Origin of the sequence: Acinetobacter lwoffii, assembly GCF_024129435.1 — a bacterium.
Taxonomy (GTDB): domain Bacteria; phylum Pseudomonadota; class Gammaproteobacteria; order Pseudomonadales; family Moraxellaceae; genus Acinetobacter; species Acinetobacter lwoffii_F.
Genome location: NZ_JAMXXN010000008.1, coordinates 77,936 through 95,583, shown reverse-complemented (window position 1 = coordinate 95,583; position 17,648 = coordinate 77,936). Strand labels below are relative to the sequence as shown.

Genomic DNA, 17,648 nt, shown 5'->3' with positions numbered 1-17,648 from the left:
CTTTGCCCGTCAAAGCTTTTACTTGAAATCTAAACTATTTAGATATATATCGGCTACATACCTGGCTGGCCTTGCATTGGTGAATCAGGCTGTGCTGGCTGGTTCATCTGATGCTGCATAGGCTGGTTTTGCATATGTGGCTGCATAGGCTGACTTTGCATTTGCGGCTGCATTGGTTGGCTTTGCATCTGAGATTGTCCCTGAGGGCGTGGTGGCATAAAGCCTAATGCGCATTTACCTTTGACTTCGGCACCATTAATGGTGGCGGTGGTTGCACCACTGTTGCCGCTACAGGTACTCATGAGTTCGGCTTCATCGCCTTTGATTGAAGCGTTTTTGGATGAAGCAAAAAACTGCGGCTCACAGGTACCATTCCAGATAATGCCACGATAGGCAAAACTGACTTGTGCACCTTGGGATTTGCCTTTACAAACCTGTTGGTACTTTTGTGCATTATAAATGGTTTCGACCTTATCATTTGCTGATGCAGCAAATGGCGCAAAACATAAACCACATAGAACGGTTGAGAGGAAAATATTCTTATTCATCTTTTATACCTTTGTTTGTAATGTAACCAACATATAGATTAAAAAATGCGCGAGATTAAACAATGCAAATCGAGTAAATTTCTCAGCTTATATGTTTAATTTATATAGTTCCTCTGCAAAGTTAAATTACAGTGCTTTATTGTTATGCGAGTTAAGTGCGATTTATCTCAGGATAAATTCAACTGAATTTGTCTACTTTAGAGTGAAATTTGCTATAATGCTCAGCTATTCTTTTTTATCTCTCAATTACCACTATGCATTATCCTAAAGTATACGATGTCATTGTTATCGGTGGCGGTCACGCCGGTACGGAAGCGGCTCTGGCTGCAGCGCGTATGGGTCGACAGACTTTACTCTTAACTCATAACATTGAGACTTTAGGGCAGATGAGCTGTAACCCGGCCATCGGTGGTATTGGTAAATCGCATTTGGTGCGTGAAATTGATGCCTTGGGCGGTGCGATGGCACTGGCTGCCGATAAAGGCGGTATTCAATTCCGTATTTTGAACTCGCGTAAAGGTGCTGCAGTACGTGCAACACGTGCGCAGGCGGACCGTGTACGTTATAAAGCGGCTATTCGCGAAACATTAGAAAACCAAGCAAACCTTGATATTTTTCAGCAAGCCGCAGATGACCTGATTGTTGAAGGCGATACCGTTAAAGGTGTGGTTACCCAAATGGGTATCCGTTTTGATGCGAAAACTGTGGTGCTGACAGCAGGTACATTCTTAGGTGGTGTCATCCACGTTGGTCTGGAGAAATCTAGCGGTGGTCGTGCTGGTGATCCGCCATCTATTTCACTTGCACATCGTTTGCGTGAATTAAACTTGCCAGTAGGTCGTTTAAAAACAGGTACACCACCACGTATTGACGCGCGTTCAGTGGATTTCTCTGTGATGACACCACAGCCGGGTGATTTCCCATCTCCGATCATGTCATTCATGGGGGATGTGTCTATGCATCCTGAGCAGGTAAATTGCTATATCACGCATACCAATGAACGCACGCATGAAATCATTCGTGGCGGTTTAGACCGTTCACCGATGTACACGGGTGTGATCGAAGGTGTTGGACCACGTTATTGCCCATCGATTGAAGATAAGATTCACCGTTTTGCCGATAAAGATTCTCACCAAGTCTTCTTGGAGCCCGAAGGCTTGGATACACATGAGCTTTATCCAAATGGTATTTCGACTTCTTTACCGTTCGACGTTCAGTTTGAACTGGTTCGCTCGATCCGTGGTATGGAAAATGCGCACATTCTTCGTCCGGGCTATGCCATTGAATACGATTACTTCAACCCACAAGCGTTGAAATTTACCCTTGAAACCAAAGCAATTAATAACTTGTATTTCGCCGGTCAAATCAACGGCACAACCGGTTATGAAGAAGCGGGTGCGCAGGGTTTGCTTGCAGGCTTGAACGCTGCACGTCGTGCATGGGATCAAGAACAATGGACACCAAAACGTGATGAAGCATACATGGGCGTACTTGTGGATGACTTGATCACTTTAGGTACTAAAGAACCGTACCGTATGTTCACTTCACGTGCGGAATACCGTTTGATGTTGCGTGAAGATAATGCGGATCAGCGTTTAACACCAATCGGTCGTGAAATGGGTCTGGTTGATGACGAACGTTGGGCAGCTTACTGTGAAAAAATGGAAGCTGTAGAGAAAGAAACAGGTCGTTTGCAACACCTTTGGGCTGCACCAAACAATCCAATGGGTAAAAAATTCGTAGAAATGACGGGTGCGGATCTTTCTAAAGAATGTTCTGCAATTGATTTGTTAAAACGTCCAAACATCACCTTTGCTCAAATTGCAGAGCTCACAGGTTCTGAAGTTTCACCACAAGTGGGTGATCAAATTGAGATTGCGGTGAAATATGCGGGTTATATTAATCGTCAGCATGAAGACGTCGCACAAATGAAACGTCTTGAAGAAACCCGTATTCCTGCGGATTTTGATTATGACATCGTGTCGGGTCTTTCACGTGAAATTACCCTGAAACTGAAAGATGTTCGTCCTGAAACATTGGCGCAAGCCAGCCGTATTCCGGGTGTAACGCCTGCAGCAGTTCAACTGGTGATGATTACAATTCGTAAGAATGCACAAGCAAAGAAATCTGCTTAAGATTTTGAGCTAGAAAAGCCCGCGTTAAGCGGGCTTTTTATCGACTTATAGTTTTGTATAAGTTTTGACTATCGTTGAATTAAAAATAACTACTATTAAATTAAGTTGTTGATAAATATATATAATGAATATTATTAAGATGTATTAAGTCTAGAAATACAATCTTTTAAGTCTAATTTAGATGATATTTACACATGCTGATGTGCTTAAACCCGACTATTGTCGTGCTATTTCTCTATCAAGATTAGGTTAAGAATAATGCAACGGATCGTCAGACTATCAAACGGTTTGTGAATTATTGATGGAGATCAGTCATGGCACAGCCATATAGCGGAAAAGCCCAAAAAATATTAACGATATTCTTATGTTTCTGGGTCGCATTTTTTTAAGGTTTTGACCTTCAAGCTCCCGGGATTGCAGCGAAAGAAATTGCAACAAGCTTTGGTTTAGATCAAATCCAAATGGGCTATGTATTTAGTCTGGGTGTCTTTGGAATGCTGTTTGGTGCATTCTTTGGCGGACGTATCGCAGATTATCTAGGACAAAAGAAAGTCCTGATGCTCTCTGTGACTATTTTTGGTCTGTTCATGTCGTTGACTGCAATTGCGCCAAGCATCGAAGTTTTATATGCAGCGCGTTTCTTTACTGGTCTGGGTTTAGGTGCGGCAATGCCAACCATGATTTCAGTCGTCGGTGATGAAGCAACCGAAGCCAACCGTGGCAAGCTAAATAGTCTAATGTATTGTGGTTTACCGGTAGGTGCGATCTTTGTTGCCGGTCTGGCCATGTTGCTTCCAGAGATTCAATGGCAAACCTTGTTCCTGATTGGGGGATTAACGCCTTTAGTATTGATTCCATTGATGGCGTTTATTCTTAAAGATAAGCCTAAAGTGAATGCGGAGGTACAAGTCTCTGGCGAAGCTGTGCCGGGCATGGCTGAAGTTTTGTTCAAGCAGCGCCAGTATAAAAATACAGTACCTCTTTGGGTTGGTTTCTTTTTTACCTTGATGATTAATTATATTTTGATTAGCTGGTTGCCAAATTTACTTATGGAACAAGGTTTACAGAAACAACAGGCATTTCTGGTGATGTTGGTGTTCCAGGTGGGCGCTGTCATTGGAACCTTGAGTCTGGGTTATTTGCTGGACCGTTTAAAGCTCTGGCAAATGGCAACCATCATTTATAGTGGCTTGTTTGTTGCCTTGGTATTGTTATTCACCACAACTTCTATTCCGTTATTAATTTTGGCGGGAGTCATGGGTGGTATTTTCTCTACAGGTGGTCAATCTATTCTGTATGGGATCTCACCAATTTTTTATTCAGGCGCAGGCAAAGTGACAGGCGTGGGGAGTGCGATCTCTCTAGGGCGTTTAGGAGCGATGACTGGACCATTATTAACTGGAAAAATTCTGGCATTAGGTTTGGGAACGACGGGCATTCTTGTAGCAAGTTTGCCAGCAGTGGTCGTATCGGTAGCTGTCACCGCACTATCACGTTATAAGGCTACTCATAAGTAATAGATTATTGAGATCTATCAATACAAAAAGGGAATCTGAAAATTCCCTTTTTTATCGTCGAGACTTTTAATTGAATAAAGTCAGTCCATAAAATTTGCTAAAATATACGAATAGCAAACAGATTGATTTTTATATGGCTTATCAACTTATTCCACTCTCGATTCAGGCCACCGATAATATTGCTTGTCCGCATTGTCAGCACAACGTGATTGATTGGGCAGAAGAGCAATATGTGCAACCTTGTGAACATACCCTGTTTATTGCCATGGATATTGGCTTTGAATATATGACCGATGAATTCGAGCACAGCATGCCGCGTTCTGTAGATGATCTGCATGCCAATGATGATCAGGTGAATATGCTGGATGAAATCACCCAAGCGACTTATTCAAATTATGTGATCTATAAGTCTGATCTGGGCATAGATGGGTATTTCCGCTATGTGGGTTTTACTGCATAAATTATCATTAACAAAAAAGCGCCAATCGGCGCTTTTTTATATGGAAAGATTAACTTTCTATTTCTTCTTCGATTTCATCATCCGTAGTATCCATGCCCAATTCTTTAAGCTTGCGCGTTAAAGTGTTGCGACCCCAACCTAAAAGTTCTGCGGCATGACGTTTACGGCCACGGGTTTGTTGCAAGGCTGCATTGATCAAGGTGCGTTCAAACATCGGCGTCGCAACATCCAGAAGTTTCATTTCACCATTTTTGAGTTTCTGCATCGCCCATTGACCCAGCAATTCATCCCAGTGATGCGGTGCGATCTGGTTCAGCGTTGGAATTGGCGCACCCGGATCCTGCTGATGAATTGGAATCTGTTTCAGCTCAGGTGGCAAGTCTTCAGGATAGACTTCACGACCTGTGATCATGACAGTCAGCCAGCGACAGGTATTTTCAAGTTGACGCACATTACCTTGCCATGGCAATTTCTGCATATATTCTTGGGTTTCAGGACGCAGAATCTTTGGATTGACCCCAAGTTCCTTCCCGGCACGTGCCAGAAAATGCTGCGCCAACATCGGAATATCTTCACTGCGATGTGCCAGTTTTGGAATATGAATACGAATTACATTCAGTCGATGATACAAGTCTTCACGGAAGCGACCATCATGAACCAGTTTTTCCAGATCCTGATGTGTCGCAGCCACGATACGCACATCGACTTTAACCGGAATATGACCGCCAACTCGGTAGAACTCACCGTCTGCGAGTACACGCAATAAACGGGTCTGGGTTTCAAATGGCATATCGCCAATTTCATCTAAAAACAGCGTGCCGCCATTGGCCTGTTCAAAACGACCTTGGCGCTGAGTGTTAGCGCCGGTAAATGCACCTTTCTCATGGCCGAAAAGTTCAGTTTCGATCAGGTCTTTTGGAATCGCCGCCATATTCAGTGCAATAAAAGGTTTTGAACTGCGTGGTGAATGACGATGCAGGGCATGTGCAACCAGTTCCTTGCCTGTACCAGACTCACCATTAATCAACACGGTAATATGTGATTGTGATAAACGGCCAATGGCACGAAACACTTCCTGCATTGCAGGCGACTCACCAATAATCTCGGTGGATTGAATTGGTGGAACCGCTTTTGCCGATTCTTGTTGCTGTAGTTTGGTGATATGTAAAATCGCACGATTTACCAGCGCCAGTGCTTCATCAATATCAAAAGGCTTAGGTAAATATTCAAAAGCACCGGTTTGATAACTGGATACAGCCGACTCTAAGTCTGAATGTGCCGTCATAATAATCACAGGCAAGTCAGGATAATTGTGTTTGACCTTGCCCAGGAAAGTAAGACCATCAATTCCTGGCATACGGATGTCGGTCAGAATCACATCGGGTGCTTCCAGACTCAGTTGATCCAGTGCAGATTGTGCTTCTTCAAAACTGGTGACGTCCAGACCTTCTTCTTTAAAGGTTTTTTCCAGTACCCAGCGCATGGCGCGATCGTCATCAATCACCCATATTTTATTTCGCGACATGATTCGACTCCCAAGGTAAATATAAGCTAAAGACGGTTTTTCCAGCTACAGACTGGCACTCGATCATGCCGTTGTGCTGATGAATAATATTTTGAGCAATACTGAGGCCCAGTCCGGTCCCTTTGGCACGGCTGGTGACCAGCGGATAAAACACCGATTCGATAATCTCTTCTGGAACCCCTGGGCCATTGTCTTCAATATCAATCCGTACCACAGAGCGGTGAATCACCCCGTTAATGGTAAAAAGACGCTGAATCCGGGTTCTTAAAATCAGTTCCGGTTGATGTTCGACAAAGAACTCCTTGTTCTCAGTCATGGCCTGTACGGCATTGGCGCAAATATTCAAAATGACTTGAATTAATTGGTCGCGGTCTGCCAGAACTTCCGGTAAGGACAGGTCGTAATCCCGTGTAATCTTGATTTTCTTTTTGGTCTGATTGGCAATCAGTGAACGCACCCGTTCCAGAGGTTCATGCACATTGACCAGTTCATAGCTCGGAAGCTGGCGTGAGCCGAGCATGGTATCGGCCAGATTTCTCAGTCGATCCACTTCGCTAATAATAATGTCGGTAAATTCTTTGTATTGTGGATCATTCAAACTGCGTGCCAGGAGTTGAGTCGCCCCGCGAATACCACCGAGTGGATTCTTGATTTCATGCGCAACACCGCGAATCAGTTGACGCGCTACTTGATGCTGTTGCAGCAGATTTTCTTCACGCGAGATTTTTAACATACGATCGCGAGGATTGAGTTCAATGAGCAGCAACGGATGATAAGGTTTGCCGAGGTTCAATTGAGAAACGGTGTAGTCGACATGAATGTCTTTAAAGTTGACCAGAATAGTGGCTTCGCGGCGTGTATAAGGTTGTCCCGTAGTTAAAGTATTATTCAGGGCTTCTTCGGTATTGAACTCATCTGTCGGGTTTTGCAAAATATTGAGCACAGATGTGCCGCTCGCGCGGAATAAGCTCACATCAAATAAGGCTTCACAGGCAGAATTCAGATAATAAATATTAAGATCGCGGTCTATCAATAAGATACACGTGGTCATATTGTCCACTAAAGCACGATAGTCGATCGGAATAATTTGATCCATTCGCGGGTTTGTTCCTGTATTAAAATGGCGCAATGGCATCTTCATAAAGCAATTTAATCAATTTTAAGTTCTGATTTGATGCAAGATGCACGCCAACTTTTATGAGTAGAGTTTATTTATTGCGATGAAATGTAGAAATGTGACAGAGCAACACAATTCATCTTAGATATAGCGGATTAAATTGAGGCTGTAAATCTAAAATGGTTCATTTTGGTGCATTGGTGAGTATGTTGAATATTTTATGGCAATATTTTAGTGCATGATGCAAAGAGTCAGGTTTTCAACTATTTTTATGATGCGAAAAGACATACAATACGCGCATTCTAGTAGAGCGAAAATTCATGAAGTCCCCCAAAGTCGGTTTTGTATCTTTAGGTTGTCCTAAGGCATTGGTAGATTCTGAACGTATTTTAACCCAGTTAAAGACTGAAGGTTATGACGTCGCTTCGGATTATGACGGTGCTGATTTAGTTGTAGTAAATACCTGTGGTTTTATTGAATCCGCAGTGCAAGAATCGCTAGATGCGATTGGTGAGGCGATGAGCGCGAATGGTCGCGTGATCGTAACAGGTTGTCTAGGTAAAGACGAAGACAAGATTCGCCAGATGCATCCGAATGTCCTGAAAGTGACAGGTGCAGCGGCATATAAAGAAGTTATGGATGCGGTTCATCAATACGTGCCTGAGCCGCCAAAACACAATCCATTTATTGATCTGGTTCCAGAGCAAGGCATCCGCCTGACGCCAAAACACTATGCTTATCTGAAAATATCTGAAGGCTGCAACCATCGTTGTACTTTCTGTATTATTCCAAGCATGCGTGGCGATCTGGTTTCACGTCCAGTTGGTTCTGTGCTTGAAGAAGCTGCAGCGCTGAAACGTGCCGGTGTAAAAGAAGTACTCGTCATCTCCCAGGATACTTCTGCTTATGGCCTGGACACGAAATACAAGCTGGATTTCTGGAATGGCCAGCCGGTTAAAACCAAATTCTATGATATGTGTGAAGCATTAGGGCAGTTGGGAATCTGGGTACGTTTGCACTATGTTTACCCATATCCGCATGTGGATGCTGTGATTGACCTGATGGCACAAGGCAAAATCCTGCCTTATCTGGATATTCCATTCCAGCACGCGAGTCCAAAAATTCTCAAACTGATGAAACGACCTGCGCACAGTGAAAATACACTGGAGCGTTTGAAAATCTGGCGCGAGAAATGTCCTGATCTGGTGTTGCGTTCAACATTTGTGGTGGGCTTCCCGGGCGAAACTGAAGAAGACTTCCAGATGTTACTGGACTGGCTGAAAGAAGCCCAGCTGGATCGTGTGGGATGTTTTACCTATTCGCCAGTTGAAGGTGCGACAGCAAATGATTTGCCAGATCACGTTCCTGAAGAAATTAAACAAGAGCGTTATGAGCGTTTCATGCAGGTTCAGCAAGAAATCTCGGCAGCCAAACTCCAAAAACGTATCGGTCAGATCATGACTGTGCTGGTAGATGACCTGGAAGATGAATTCCCGGTAGCGGTTGCGCGTTCTTATGCAGATGCACCTGAAATTGATGGTAATGTTTTTGTTGAAGATATCGATAAAAGCGTCATCAAGGCGGGGGATTTACTTGAAGTCGAAATTACTGATGCAGATGAATACGATCTGTATGCAAAACTCATTTCAGTCAAGTCTGCTTAAGATTTTGAATTAAAAAAATTTAAATTGAATACTTTGGAGTTTGATGATGTTGGATTCTAAAAAGCCACGCTTTGGTCGCATCCTGTTAAAGCTTTCTGGTGAAGCGCTGGCAGGCAATAAAGACATGGGGATCGATGCACAAGTGCTCGATCAGATGTCACTTTCTATTGCGCACCTCGTGGGTTTAGGCGTACAAGTAGGTATTGTTGTGGGTGGTGGTAACCTGTATCGCGGTAGCCAGCTACAAAAAGATGGTCTAGTTGGTCGTGTAACTGGCGACCAGATGGGTATGCTAGCAACAGTCATGAACGGTTTGGCACTTCGCGACGCTTTGGTGCGCCGTAATATTAAAACCCGTTTAATGTCTGCATTGCCAATTGGTGCCGTGGTTGAGTCTTACTCAAGCCGTGATGCAATCCGTCACCTGACTCAGGGTGAAGTGTGTGTATTCGTGGCAGGTACAGGTAATCCGTTCTTTACGACAGATACAGCTGCCTGTTTACGTGGTATTGAAATCGAATCAGACTTGATCTTGAAAGCGACCAAAGTTGATGGCGTATATAATAAAGATCCAAGCAAATATGATGATGCGGTTAAATATGACACATTGACTTTTGACCAAGTTCTGGACGAAAAGCTGGGTGTGATGGACTTAACTGCAATCTGTTTATGTCGTGATCACAATGTGCCGCTACAAGTATTCGATATGAATAAATCTGGCGCATTGCTTTCCGTTGTGATGGGTGAAAAAGAAGGGACTCACGTTACCAATTAATGACGTGAGCACCAAAGCACTTTATACTACACGCTAATTTAGTAATAACCTCTTTTCAAGAATTAAGTAAGGAAGATCATATGATTAACGATCTTAAAAAAGACAGCGAAGACCGTATGAACAAAACTCTAGAATCTCTAGAGCATGGTTTTGCAAAAGTTCGTACCGGTCGTGCGCATCCATCAATTTTAAATAACGTGATGGTTTCTTACTATGGTTCAGACGTTCCATTGAACCAGGTGGCAAACGTAGGTGTTGAAGATTCACGTACTTTGTTAATCCAGCCTTTCGAACGTTCAATGGTTTCTGCAATTGATAAAGCGATTCGTGAATCTGATTTGGGTCTAAACCCAATTACAGCAGATGCGATTCGTGTACCGATGGCTGCGTTGACTGAAGAAACGCGTCGTGACATGCAAAAAGTTGCGCGTAATGAAGCAGAAAATGCCAAAGTAGCGATCCGTAACATTCGTCGTGATGTATTGGGCGATATCAAAGCTTTGTTGAAAGAAAAAGAAATTTCTGAAGATGAAGAGCGTCGTGCTGCTGACGAAATCCAGAAAATTACCGACAAATTTGTTGCTGAAGTTGACAAGCGCTTGGCTGCGAAAGAAGCTGAATTGATGAAGGTCTAATTCATCGATGACCGTTGCTGAAGAAAATCCACGTCTTCCGAAACATGTTGCCATCATCATGGATGGCAACAATCGTTTTGCCAAAAAAAATCAGATGCAAAAAGGTGATGGACACCGTGAAGGAAAAACGGTTCTGGATCCGATTGTTGAACACTGTAAAAAAAGAAATATCCAGGCTTTAACTGTATTTGCCTTTTCAAGTGAAAACTGGAATCGTCCACAGTTTGAAGTTGAATTGCTCATGAAATTGCTGGTTGATACCATTCATGAACAATTGCCCCGCATGGAAAAATTCAATATTGCTTTACGCTTTATCGGTGATCGCAGCCGTTTGTCCCCAGAATTACAGGGACTTATGTTGCATGCCGAAGAAAGGACTGCTAATTTCAATAGTATGACACTCACTATTGCAATCAGTTATGGTGGTATGTGGGATATGGCACAAGCTGCACAGCGAATTGCCAGCGATGTTTTAACAAATAAATTAGATCTTGATGCAATTAATACTGATGTATTTGGTCAATATGTCAGCCTCGGTGATTTACCTGCAGTTGATCTGCTGATTCGTACGGGTGGAGATTTCCGTCTTTCGAATTTCCTGTTATGGCAGGCAGCCTATGCAGAGCTTTATTTCACTGAGACGCTATGGCCAGAATTTACCGTTGAAGAACTTGATGATGCACTTGCCGTATTTGGTGGGCGTGAACGTCGTTTTGGTAAAACATCAGAACAGATTCATCAGGAAAAACTTGAGAATTAATACATGTTTGAGCGGATTATAACCGCATTGGTGTTGGTAGCAGTTGTACTGAGCTGTATGTTTGCTACTGAATCACATTATCCAATGTTTGTATTGATGGTTCTTGCTGCTGGGGTGGCCGGTTATGAGTGGTTTAAACTCATGCCGCGAAAATTTAAATATGTCATCAAACCTGTTGCTTGGGGATATGGAGTGCTCACTGCAGCACTTTCAGCTTTGGCATTGTATTTTGCCGAAGTTGCCTTATTGTTATGGGTAGCTTCTATAATTACTTGGTTGCTCAGCATTTACTGGGTTAAAACCTATCCTGAATATGATGGCTGGTACAACGCCAGCCTGCACGGAATCGGCGTAGTTCTGATCTCTGCTGCGGTTACTGCAATTTTCTCTGTCTGGCAAAGTTCACCGTGGTGGCTGATGTACCTGTTTTTACTGGTATGGGGCGCAGATAGTGGTGCGTATTTTGTGGGTCGTAAATTTGGCAAGAAAAAGTTGGCGCCGAATGTTAGTCCTAATAAATCTGTGGAAGGGCTGTATGGTGGTATTGTTACTTCAATGCTGATTGTAACGGCAGTTGCCTTACTTTATCTGGATATGACCTGGCCAGAACTGATTTTATTCCTGATTCTCTCTGTGGTTACAGTATTTAGTTCGGTACTGGGTGACCTGTTTGAATCCATGATCAAACGTCGTGCCGGTATTAAGGATTCAGGTCGAATTTTGCCAGGACATGGCGGAGTACTGGATCGTATTGATTCTTTGCTTGCTGCAGCTCCAATCTTTGCAGCAGGTATGGCTGTTTTAAAACTTATTGGTGTAGATTTATAAATGTCACAAGCAGTTTGTATACTGGGTGCTACAGGTTCCATTGGTCAAAGTACTTTAAAAATCTTGCAGCGACATCCTGAAGCATACTCGGTTTTTGCTGTGACCGCGCAAAGTCGTATCGAGGAGCTGGTTGAAATTTGCCGGCAATACCGTCCTAAAGTGGCGGTGGTGCCGGCTGAAAAAGTAGATGAACTCTCAAAACGACTCCAGCAACATCATTTGGCTAATATTGAAATTCTGCAAGATGAAGCCGGTTTAATTGCTGTGGCTGAACACGCTGATGTTGATATTGTGATGGCAGCAATCGTTGGTGCTGCAGGCTTGTTGCCGACATTGGCTGCAGTGAAAGCGGGTAAACGCGTACTGCTGGCCAATAAAGAAGCCTTGGTGATGTCAGGTGACATCATGATGCAGGCAGCGCGCGATCATGGTGCCTTATTGCTTCCCGTTGACTCCGAACATAACGCGATTTTCCAATGTCTGCCACCGCATTATTTTGAGGCAGAGCGTCATGGCAAGCCCAAACTGGGTGTATCCCAGATTCTGCTGACCGCGTCGGGTGGGCCGTTTCTGAACCACAGCATACAGCAACTTGAAGAGGTCACACCTGCCCAAGCTTGCAAGCATCCTAACTGGTCCATGGGTCAAAAAATTTCAGTCGATTCTGCTACCTTGATGAATAAAGGCTTAGAATTGATCGAAGCCTGTCATTTGTTTGCAGTTCAAGAACAATTTGTTACAGTTGTTGTGCATCCACAGAGTATTATTCACTCCATGGTTCAATACGTTGATGGTTCGACTTTGGCACAAATGGGTAATCCGGATATGGGCACGCCTATTGCACATGCTTTGGCATGGCCTGAGCGTATTAGTACGCATGTGGCGCCACTGGATCTGTTTATGCATTCACAACTTAATTTTCAAGAACCGGATATGCTCCGTTTCCCTGCATTAAAATTGGCCCGTCAGGCCATGCAGAGTGGCGGAATTGCACCGACAATTTTAAATGCGGCCAATGAAATTGCAGTTGCTGCATTTTTAAATCAACAGATCAGATTTACCCAAATTCCTCAGGTAGTTGAGCACGTCCTAAATCAGATGGACAATCAACCCGCACATGATCTGGAGGCTATCTTGCAAGCAGATCAAATGGCGCGAGGTTTATCACAGCAATATGTTGTGAATAAAGGAACTTAAGATATGAATGCCTTGTTTATGATTGCCGCTGCAATTCTCTTACTCGGTCCCTTAATTGCGATTCATGAGTTCGGTCACTATATTGTGGCGCGTAAACTGGGCGTTAAAGTATTGGTCTATTCCATTGGATTTGGGCCAACATTATTAAAATGGACCTCGAGAAAATCCGGAATTCAGTATCAATTGTCTGCCTTGCCTTTGGGTGGCTATGTCAAGATGCTGGATGAACGTGAAGGCAATGTTGCTGAAGAAGACTTACCCAAAGCCTTCAATCGTCAGCATCCGTGGAAACGGATCGCCATCGTGGCAGCAGGCCCATTAATTAACCTGATTTTTGCAGTTCTTCTATTCTGGGTGTTATTTTTACCGGCACAAGAACAGCTCAATACCCGGGTGGGCAAAGTTTTACCAAATACACCTGCTGCCACCGTACAAATGCAGCCGGGCGACAAAATTGTGGCCGTGGATGGTACTCAGGTGGAAACTTGGGAAAAACTCAGTTATGCCTTGGTAGATCGTGTTGGTGAAACTGGCGTGGTTTCTATTCAGGCAGATCGCGCTGGTGAAAACAAACTGTTTCAGTTGCCGATTCAAAACTATTTAAAAGATCAAAGTCAATCGCCACTGGAAAGTCTGGGTTTCTTACCTTATCGACCGGAAATTCCGGCAGTGATCAGCAAACTGAGTGAAGATGGTGCAGCCATCCGTCAAGGTCTGAAAGAAGGTGACAAGATTCTGGCTATTGACGGCGTTCAGATGAAAGACTGGTTTGATGTGGTGCAGGTGGTACAGGCATCTCCAGAAAAATTACTCAAAATGGATGTTCTACGCGCAAATCAGGTGGTTCAGCTAGAAGTCATGCCACAAGGTAAACGTGACAATATGGGCAATGTGACCGGTATGCTGGGTGTACAAAGTGATCCGGGTAAAATGACCATTCCTGCAGAATATAAACAGACCATTCATTACTCGCCAGGCGAAGCACTGGTAATGGCATTTGATAAAACAGCACATTTATCTTCGATGATTCTGAACTCGATTGTCAAAATGGTACGTGGCTTGATTGGCCTGGATAATTTATCAGGTCCAATTACCATTGCCAAAGTAGCAGGACAGAGTGCGGAAATGGGTTGGGAAACTTTTATTTCCTTTATGGCGCTAATGAGTGTAAGTTTAGGAATATTAAATCTACTGCCTATTCCAATGCTTGATGGCGGACATCTGGTTTACTATTTTGTTGAATTAATTCGTGGTAAACCTGTTTCCGAACAAATACAATTGGTTGGACTAAAAATTGGTATGGTACTGCTCGGCAGTATGATGCTTCTGGCATTATTTAATGATTTTATGCGTTTATAACAACGTAAATGGAATAAATTAACAGCGGAAAAGACTGGCATGCAGCACACACATTTATTTATGCCTCTGGCACTCGTTAGTGCAATGGCAGTAGCACAACAAGTATATGCAGCAGATGAATTCATTGTACAAGATATAAAATTTGATGGATTAGTACGTTTAACTCCTGACAATGTGTATGGCCTAGTGCCAATTAACAGTGGTGATCGGGTCAATGATCCAATCATTGCCAATGCAATTCGTAGCATGTATGCATCAGGCCTGTTTGATGACATTAAAGCCGTTCAGCAGGGCAATACCTTGGTTTTTCAAGTTGTTGAACGCCCGATTATTTCGAAAATCGAATTGAAAGGCAATAAGCTGATTCCTAAGGAAGCGCTTGAGGAAGGCCTGAAAAAAATGGGTTTGGCTGAAGGTGAAGTGCTGAAAAAATCAGCGCTGCAAACCATTGAAACTGAACTTGAGCAGCAATACATGCAGCAAGGTCGTTATGATGCTGATATTACGGTCACTACCACGCCTCGACCAAATAACCGTGTTGAATTGCTGATTGATTTTATTGAAGGTAAAGCGGCCAAAGTTTTTGATATTAATATTATCGGGAATACTGTATTTAAAGAATCTGATATCAAGCAGGCCTTTGCAGTAAAAGAAAGTGGCTGGAGTTCAGTCATTTCGCGTAATGACCGTTATGCACGTGAAAAGATGGCGGCAAGTCTTGAAGCTTTGCGTGCCATGTATCTGAATCGCGGTTACATCAACTTTAATATTACCAATTCCAGTCTGAACTTGAGTGAAGATAAAAAGAATGTCTTCATCGAAGTATCTGTGGATGAAGGTGAGCAATTTAAATTTGGTCAAACCAAATATTTAGGTGACGCGCTTTATAAGACTGAAGAATTACAGGCTTTACAAATTTTCAAAGAAGGCGAAATTTATTCGCAGGAAAAAGTCAACGCGGTTAAGCAGTTATTGCAGCGTAAGTATGGTAATGCAGGTTATTACTATGCAGAAGTCAATATTGTTCCTCAAATTAACAACGAAACCAAACTGGTTGATCTAAATTATTATATTAATCCGGGTCAGCAAGTCACGGTGCGACGTATTAATTTCACTGGTAATACGAAAACTGCAGATGAAGTACTACGTCGTGAAATGCGCCAAATGGAAGGTGCACTTGCTAGTAATGAAAAGATTGACCTGTCTAAGGTCCGTCTGGAGCGTACCGGGTTCTTTAAAACTGTCGATATCAAACCTGCACGTATTCCAGGTGCACCAGATCAGGTGGACTTGAATGTTGCCGTTGAAGAGCAGCATTCAGGGACCAGTACTCTTGCAGTTGGTTTCTCACAAAGCGGTGGTGTAACTTTCCAGGCAGGTTTAAGTCAGACCAACTTCCTGGGTACAGGTAATAGTGTTTCAATCGATTTGTCGCGTTCTGAAACCCAAGATTATTATAACTTGAGCGTGATGGACCCGTACTTCACCATTGATGGTGTGCGTCGCGGCTATAACATGTATTACCGTAAAACCAAGCTGGATGATGATTATAACGTCAATAACTATGTGACAGACAGTTTCGGTGGTGGGATTAACTTTGGTTATCCAATTGATGAAAACCAGAGTGTTAGCCTAGGCCTGAACATTGATCAGACCGATGTGACCACTGGTCCATATGTGTCGACTTATGTTGCTGATTATTTGGAACGTAATGGCGGAAAAGAAACAAAAAGTGGTGAGTATTGTCCTCAAGCATTAGTTCCAATTAAAGATTCTGCTGGGAATGTTACTGGTTACCAGCCTTGCCCTAATCCAGTTCCATATGGTCAAGAATTCCAGGGTGATTTTTTGACTTATAACCTTAATTTAGGTTGGTCTTATAATACCTTAAATAGACCGATGTTCCCGACAACGGGTATGTCACATCGTGTCAATGCTGAAATTGCCTTGCCAGGTAGTGATGTCGAGTATCAAAAAGTCACTTATGACGCTCAGGCATTTTTCCCATTAGGCAAAGATTTTGTCCTGCGCGGTTATGGTAAGTTGGGTTATGGTAATGACTTGCCATTCTACAAGAATTTCTATGCAGGTGGTTTTGGTTCGGTTCGTGGTTATGAAAATAGTACATTAGGTCCTAAATATCCAGGTGTATATTTCTCTGATACAGGTCAAACGGATCCTTCTCCTGAGGAAGTAGGTGGTAATGCACTAATTCAATTTGGTACCGAATTAGTGCTTCCAGTACCATTTAAAGGGGATTGGGCACGTCAGGTTCGTCCAGTCATCTTTGCTGAAGGTGCACAAGTGTTTGATACCCAATGTGATGTATCAAATGAAAATATTTTCGTTAATGGCACTTCAGTAAATGGAAAGCAGTACTGTAAAGATAACTTCGGTTTCGATGCAGATAATATGCGCTATAGCGTGGGTGCAGGTTTCACCTGGATCACTATGATTGGACCATTATCACTTAGCTATGCTTATCCGTTGAATAAAAAAGACGGTGATGATACTAAAAACATCCAGTTCGAAATTGGACGTACTTTCTAAAATCGTTTTGACCTAGAAACTAAATTTTGCTCATAAAGCCTGCAGGTTTTGTGAGCAAATTTTTTTGAATGAGTAATAATATGAAAAAAATGATTATGGCAATGAGCCTGGCTTTGGCAAGTGTTGCTCCTTTGACTCAAGCGGCTAGTATGGGGGTAATTGACTTGGAGCGTGTGGTTGAAGGTAGTACTTATCTGAAACAACAAAACACGATATTCCAGCAAAAAATTCAGCCACAAACCACTAAGATTGAGCAACTCAGCAAAGAGCTGGAAACTTTGCAGCAACGTGCTCAATCCAATACCAAGCTCAGTGAGACTGAAAAACAGAAAATGTCTGCGCAATATCAGGCTAAGTTGCAAGAATTGAATCAGTTACAGCAATCTGTACAGACGAATGTCCAAAGCTCGATTCAGCAGATCCGAATTGTATTTGATGCACGGGTAAAGCAAATTGCTGAACAATTGCGTAGAGAAAACAACCTGGATGTGGTTTTAAATAAAAATTCAGCGCTTGCTTATGATGCTAAATATGATTTAACTGATAAAATGATTCAAAAGGTTAATGCAATTAAATAA

General features: G+C 42.9%; 14 protein-coding genes and 1 pseudogene. 12 read left to right on the top strand and 3 right to left on the bottom strand.

Translation table 11 applies throughout. The features are described from left to right. Positions 1-53 precede the first annotated feature (53 nt). On the bottom strand, positions 54-548 hold the full coding sequence (locus NI455_RS07570; protein WP_253113389.1) for a hypothetical protein: 495 nt from the start codon (positions 546-548) through the stop codon (positions 54-56). Between the two features lie 254 nt (positions 549-802). Between NI455_RS07570 and mnmG the strand changes: the two genes are divergently transcribed. From mnmG to NI455_RS07555, 3 genes and pseudogenes are all read left to right on the top strand, one after another. Next, positions 803-2,683, top strand: a complete 1,881-nt coding sequence (gene mnmG, locus NI455_RS07565; RefSeq protein ID WP_253113387.1) for a tRNA uridine-5-carboxymethylaminomethyl(34) synthesis enzyme MnmG — start codon at positions 803-805, stop codon at positions 2,681-2,683. A 314-nt stretch (positions 2,684-2,997) separates the two neighbouring features. Next, positions 2,998-4,200 (top strand): annotated as a pseudogene (gene mhpT, locus NI455_RS07560) (3-(3-hydroxy-phenyl)propionate transporter MhpT). A 133-nt stretch (positions 4,201-4,333) separates the two neighbouring features. Beyond that, positions 4,334-4,660: a hypothetical protein gene (locus NI455_RS07555; protein ID WP_195724821.1), complete on the top strand. Its 327-nt coding sequence runs from the start codon at positions 4,334-4,336 to the stop codon at positions 4,658-4,660. A gap of 49 nt (positions 4,661-4,709) precedes the next feature. On the opposite strand, the gene glnG is transcribed toward NI455_RS07555, so the two are convergent. Together glnG and glnL are read right to left on the bottom strand one after the other, a co-directional pair. Next, positions 4,710-6,185, bottom strand: coding sequence for a nitrogen regulation protein NR(I) (gene glnG, locus NI455_RS07550; protein ID WP_253113383.1), 1,476 nt, complete (start codon positions 6,183-6,185; stop codon positions 4,710-4,712). Continuing rightward, the gene (gene glnL, locus NI455_RS07545) at positions 6,172-7,281 is read right to left on the bottom strand and encodes a nitrogen regulation protein NR(II) (RefSeq protein WP_005107202.1); all 1,110 of its coding nucleotides are present in this window, start codon (positions 7,279-7,281) and stop codon (positions 6,172-6,174) included. Before glnL ends, glnG begins: the two co-directional genes overlap by 14 nt. Positions 7,282-7,622: 341 nt before the next feature. Between glnL and rimO the strand changes: the two genes are divergently transcribed. The 9 genes from rimO to NI455_RS07500 all read left to right on the top strand — a co-directional run bounded on the left by rimO (position 7,623) and on the right by NI455_RS07500 (position 17,648). Beyond that, a complete protein-coding gene (gene rimO / locus NI455_RS07540; RefSeq protein ID WP_004279887.1) occupies positions 7,623-8,966 on the top strand; it encodes a 30S ribosomal protein S12 methylthiotransferase RimO in 1,344 nt (447 codons plus the stop codon). A 46-nt stretch (positions 8,967-9,012) separates the two neighbouring features. Beyond that, positions 9,013-9,741 carry a UMP kinase gene (gene pyrH / locus NI455_RS07535; protein ID WP_004279886.1) on the top strand — a complete coding sequence of 243 codons (729 nt, stop codon included), beginning with the start codon at positions 9,013-9,015 and terminating at the stop codon, positions 9,739-9,741. A gap of 80 nt (positions 9,742-9,821) precedes the next feature. Next, positions 9,822-10,376 (top strand): ribosome recycling factor, encoded by a 555-nt coding sequence (frr, locus tag NI455_RS07530; protein WP_004279885.1) that lies wholly within the window; start codon positions 9,822-9,824, stop codon positions 10,374-10,376. Between the two features lie 7 nt (positions 10,377-10,383). After that, positions 10,384-11,136 (top strand): polyprenyl diphosphate synthase, encoded by a 753-nt coding sequence (gene uppS, locus NI455_RS07525; RefSeq protein WP_004646714.1) that lies wholly within the window; start codon positions 10,384-10,386, stop codon positions 11,134-11,136. A 3-nt stretch (positions 11,137-11,139) separates the two neighbouring features. Then, on the top strand, positions 11,140-11,964 hold the full coding sequence (locus NI455_RS07520; RefSeq protein ID WP_004646715.1) for a phosphatidate cytidylyltransferase: 825 nt from the start codon (positions 11,140-11,142) through the stop codon (positions 11,962-11,964). Next, entirely contained in the window at positions 11,965-13,161 is a 1,197-nt protein-coding gene (gene ispC, locus NI455_RS07515) for a 1-deoxy-D-xylulose-5-phosphate reductoisomerase (protein ID WP_253113380.1), read from the top strand. A gap of 3 nt (positions 13,162-13,164) precedes the next feature. Next, positions 13,165-14,520: an RIP metalloprotease RseP gene (gene rseP, locus NI455_RS07510; RefSeq protein ID WP_253113377.1), complete on the top strand. Its 1,356-nt coding sequence runs from the start codon at positions 13,165-13,167 to the stop codon at positions 14,518-14,520. 39 nt (positions 14,521-14,559) lie between these two features. After that, positions 14,560-17,070 (top strand): outer membrane protein assembly factor BamA, encoded by a 2,511-nt coding sequence (gene bamA / locus NI455_RS07505; protein WP_253113365.1) that lies wholly within the window; start codon positions 14,560-14,562, stop codon positions 17,068-17,070. 80 nt (positions 17,071-17,150) lie between these two features. After that, the gene (locus tag NI455_RS07500) at positions 17,151-17,648 is read left to right on the top strand and encodes an OmpH/Skp family outer membrane protein (RefSeq protein WP_005246628.1); all 498 of its coding nucleotides are present in this window, start codon (positions 17,151-17,153) and stop codon (positions 17,646-17,648) included.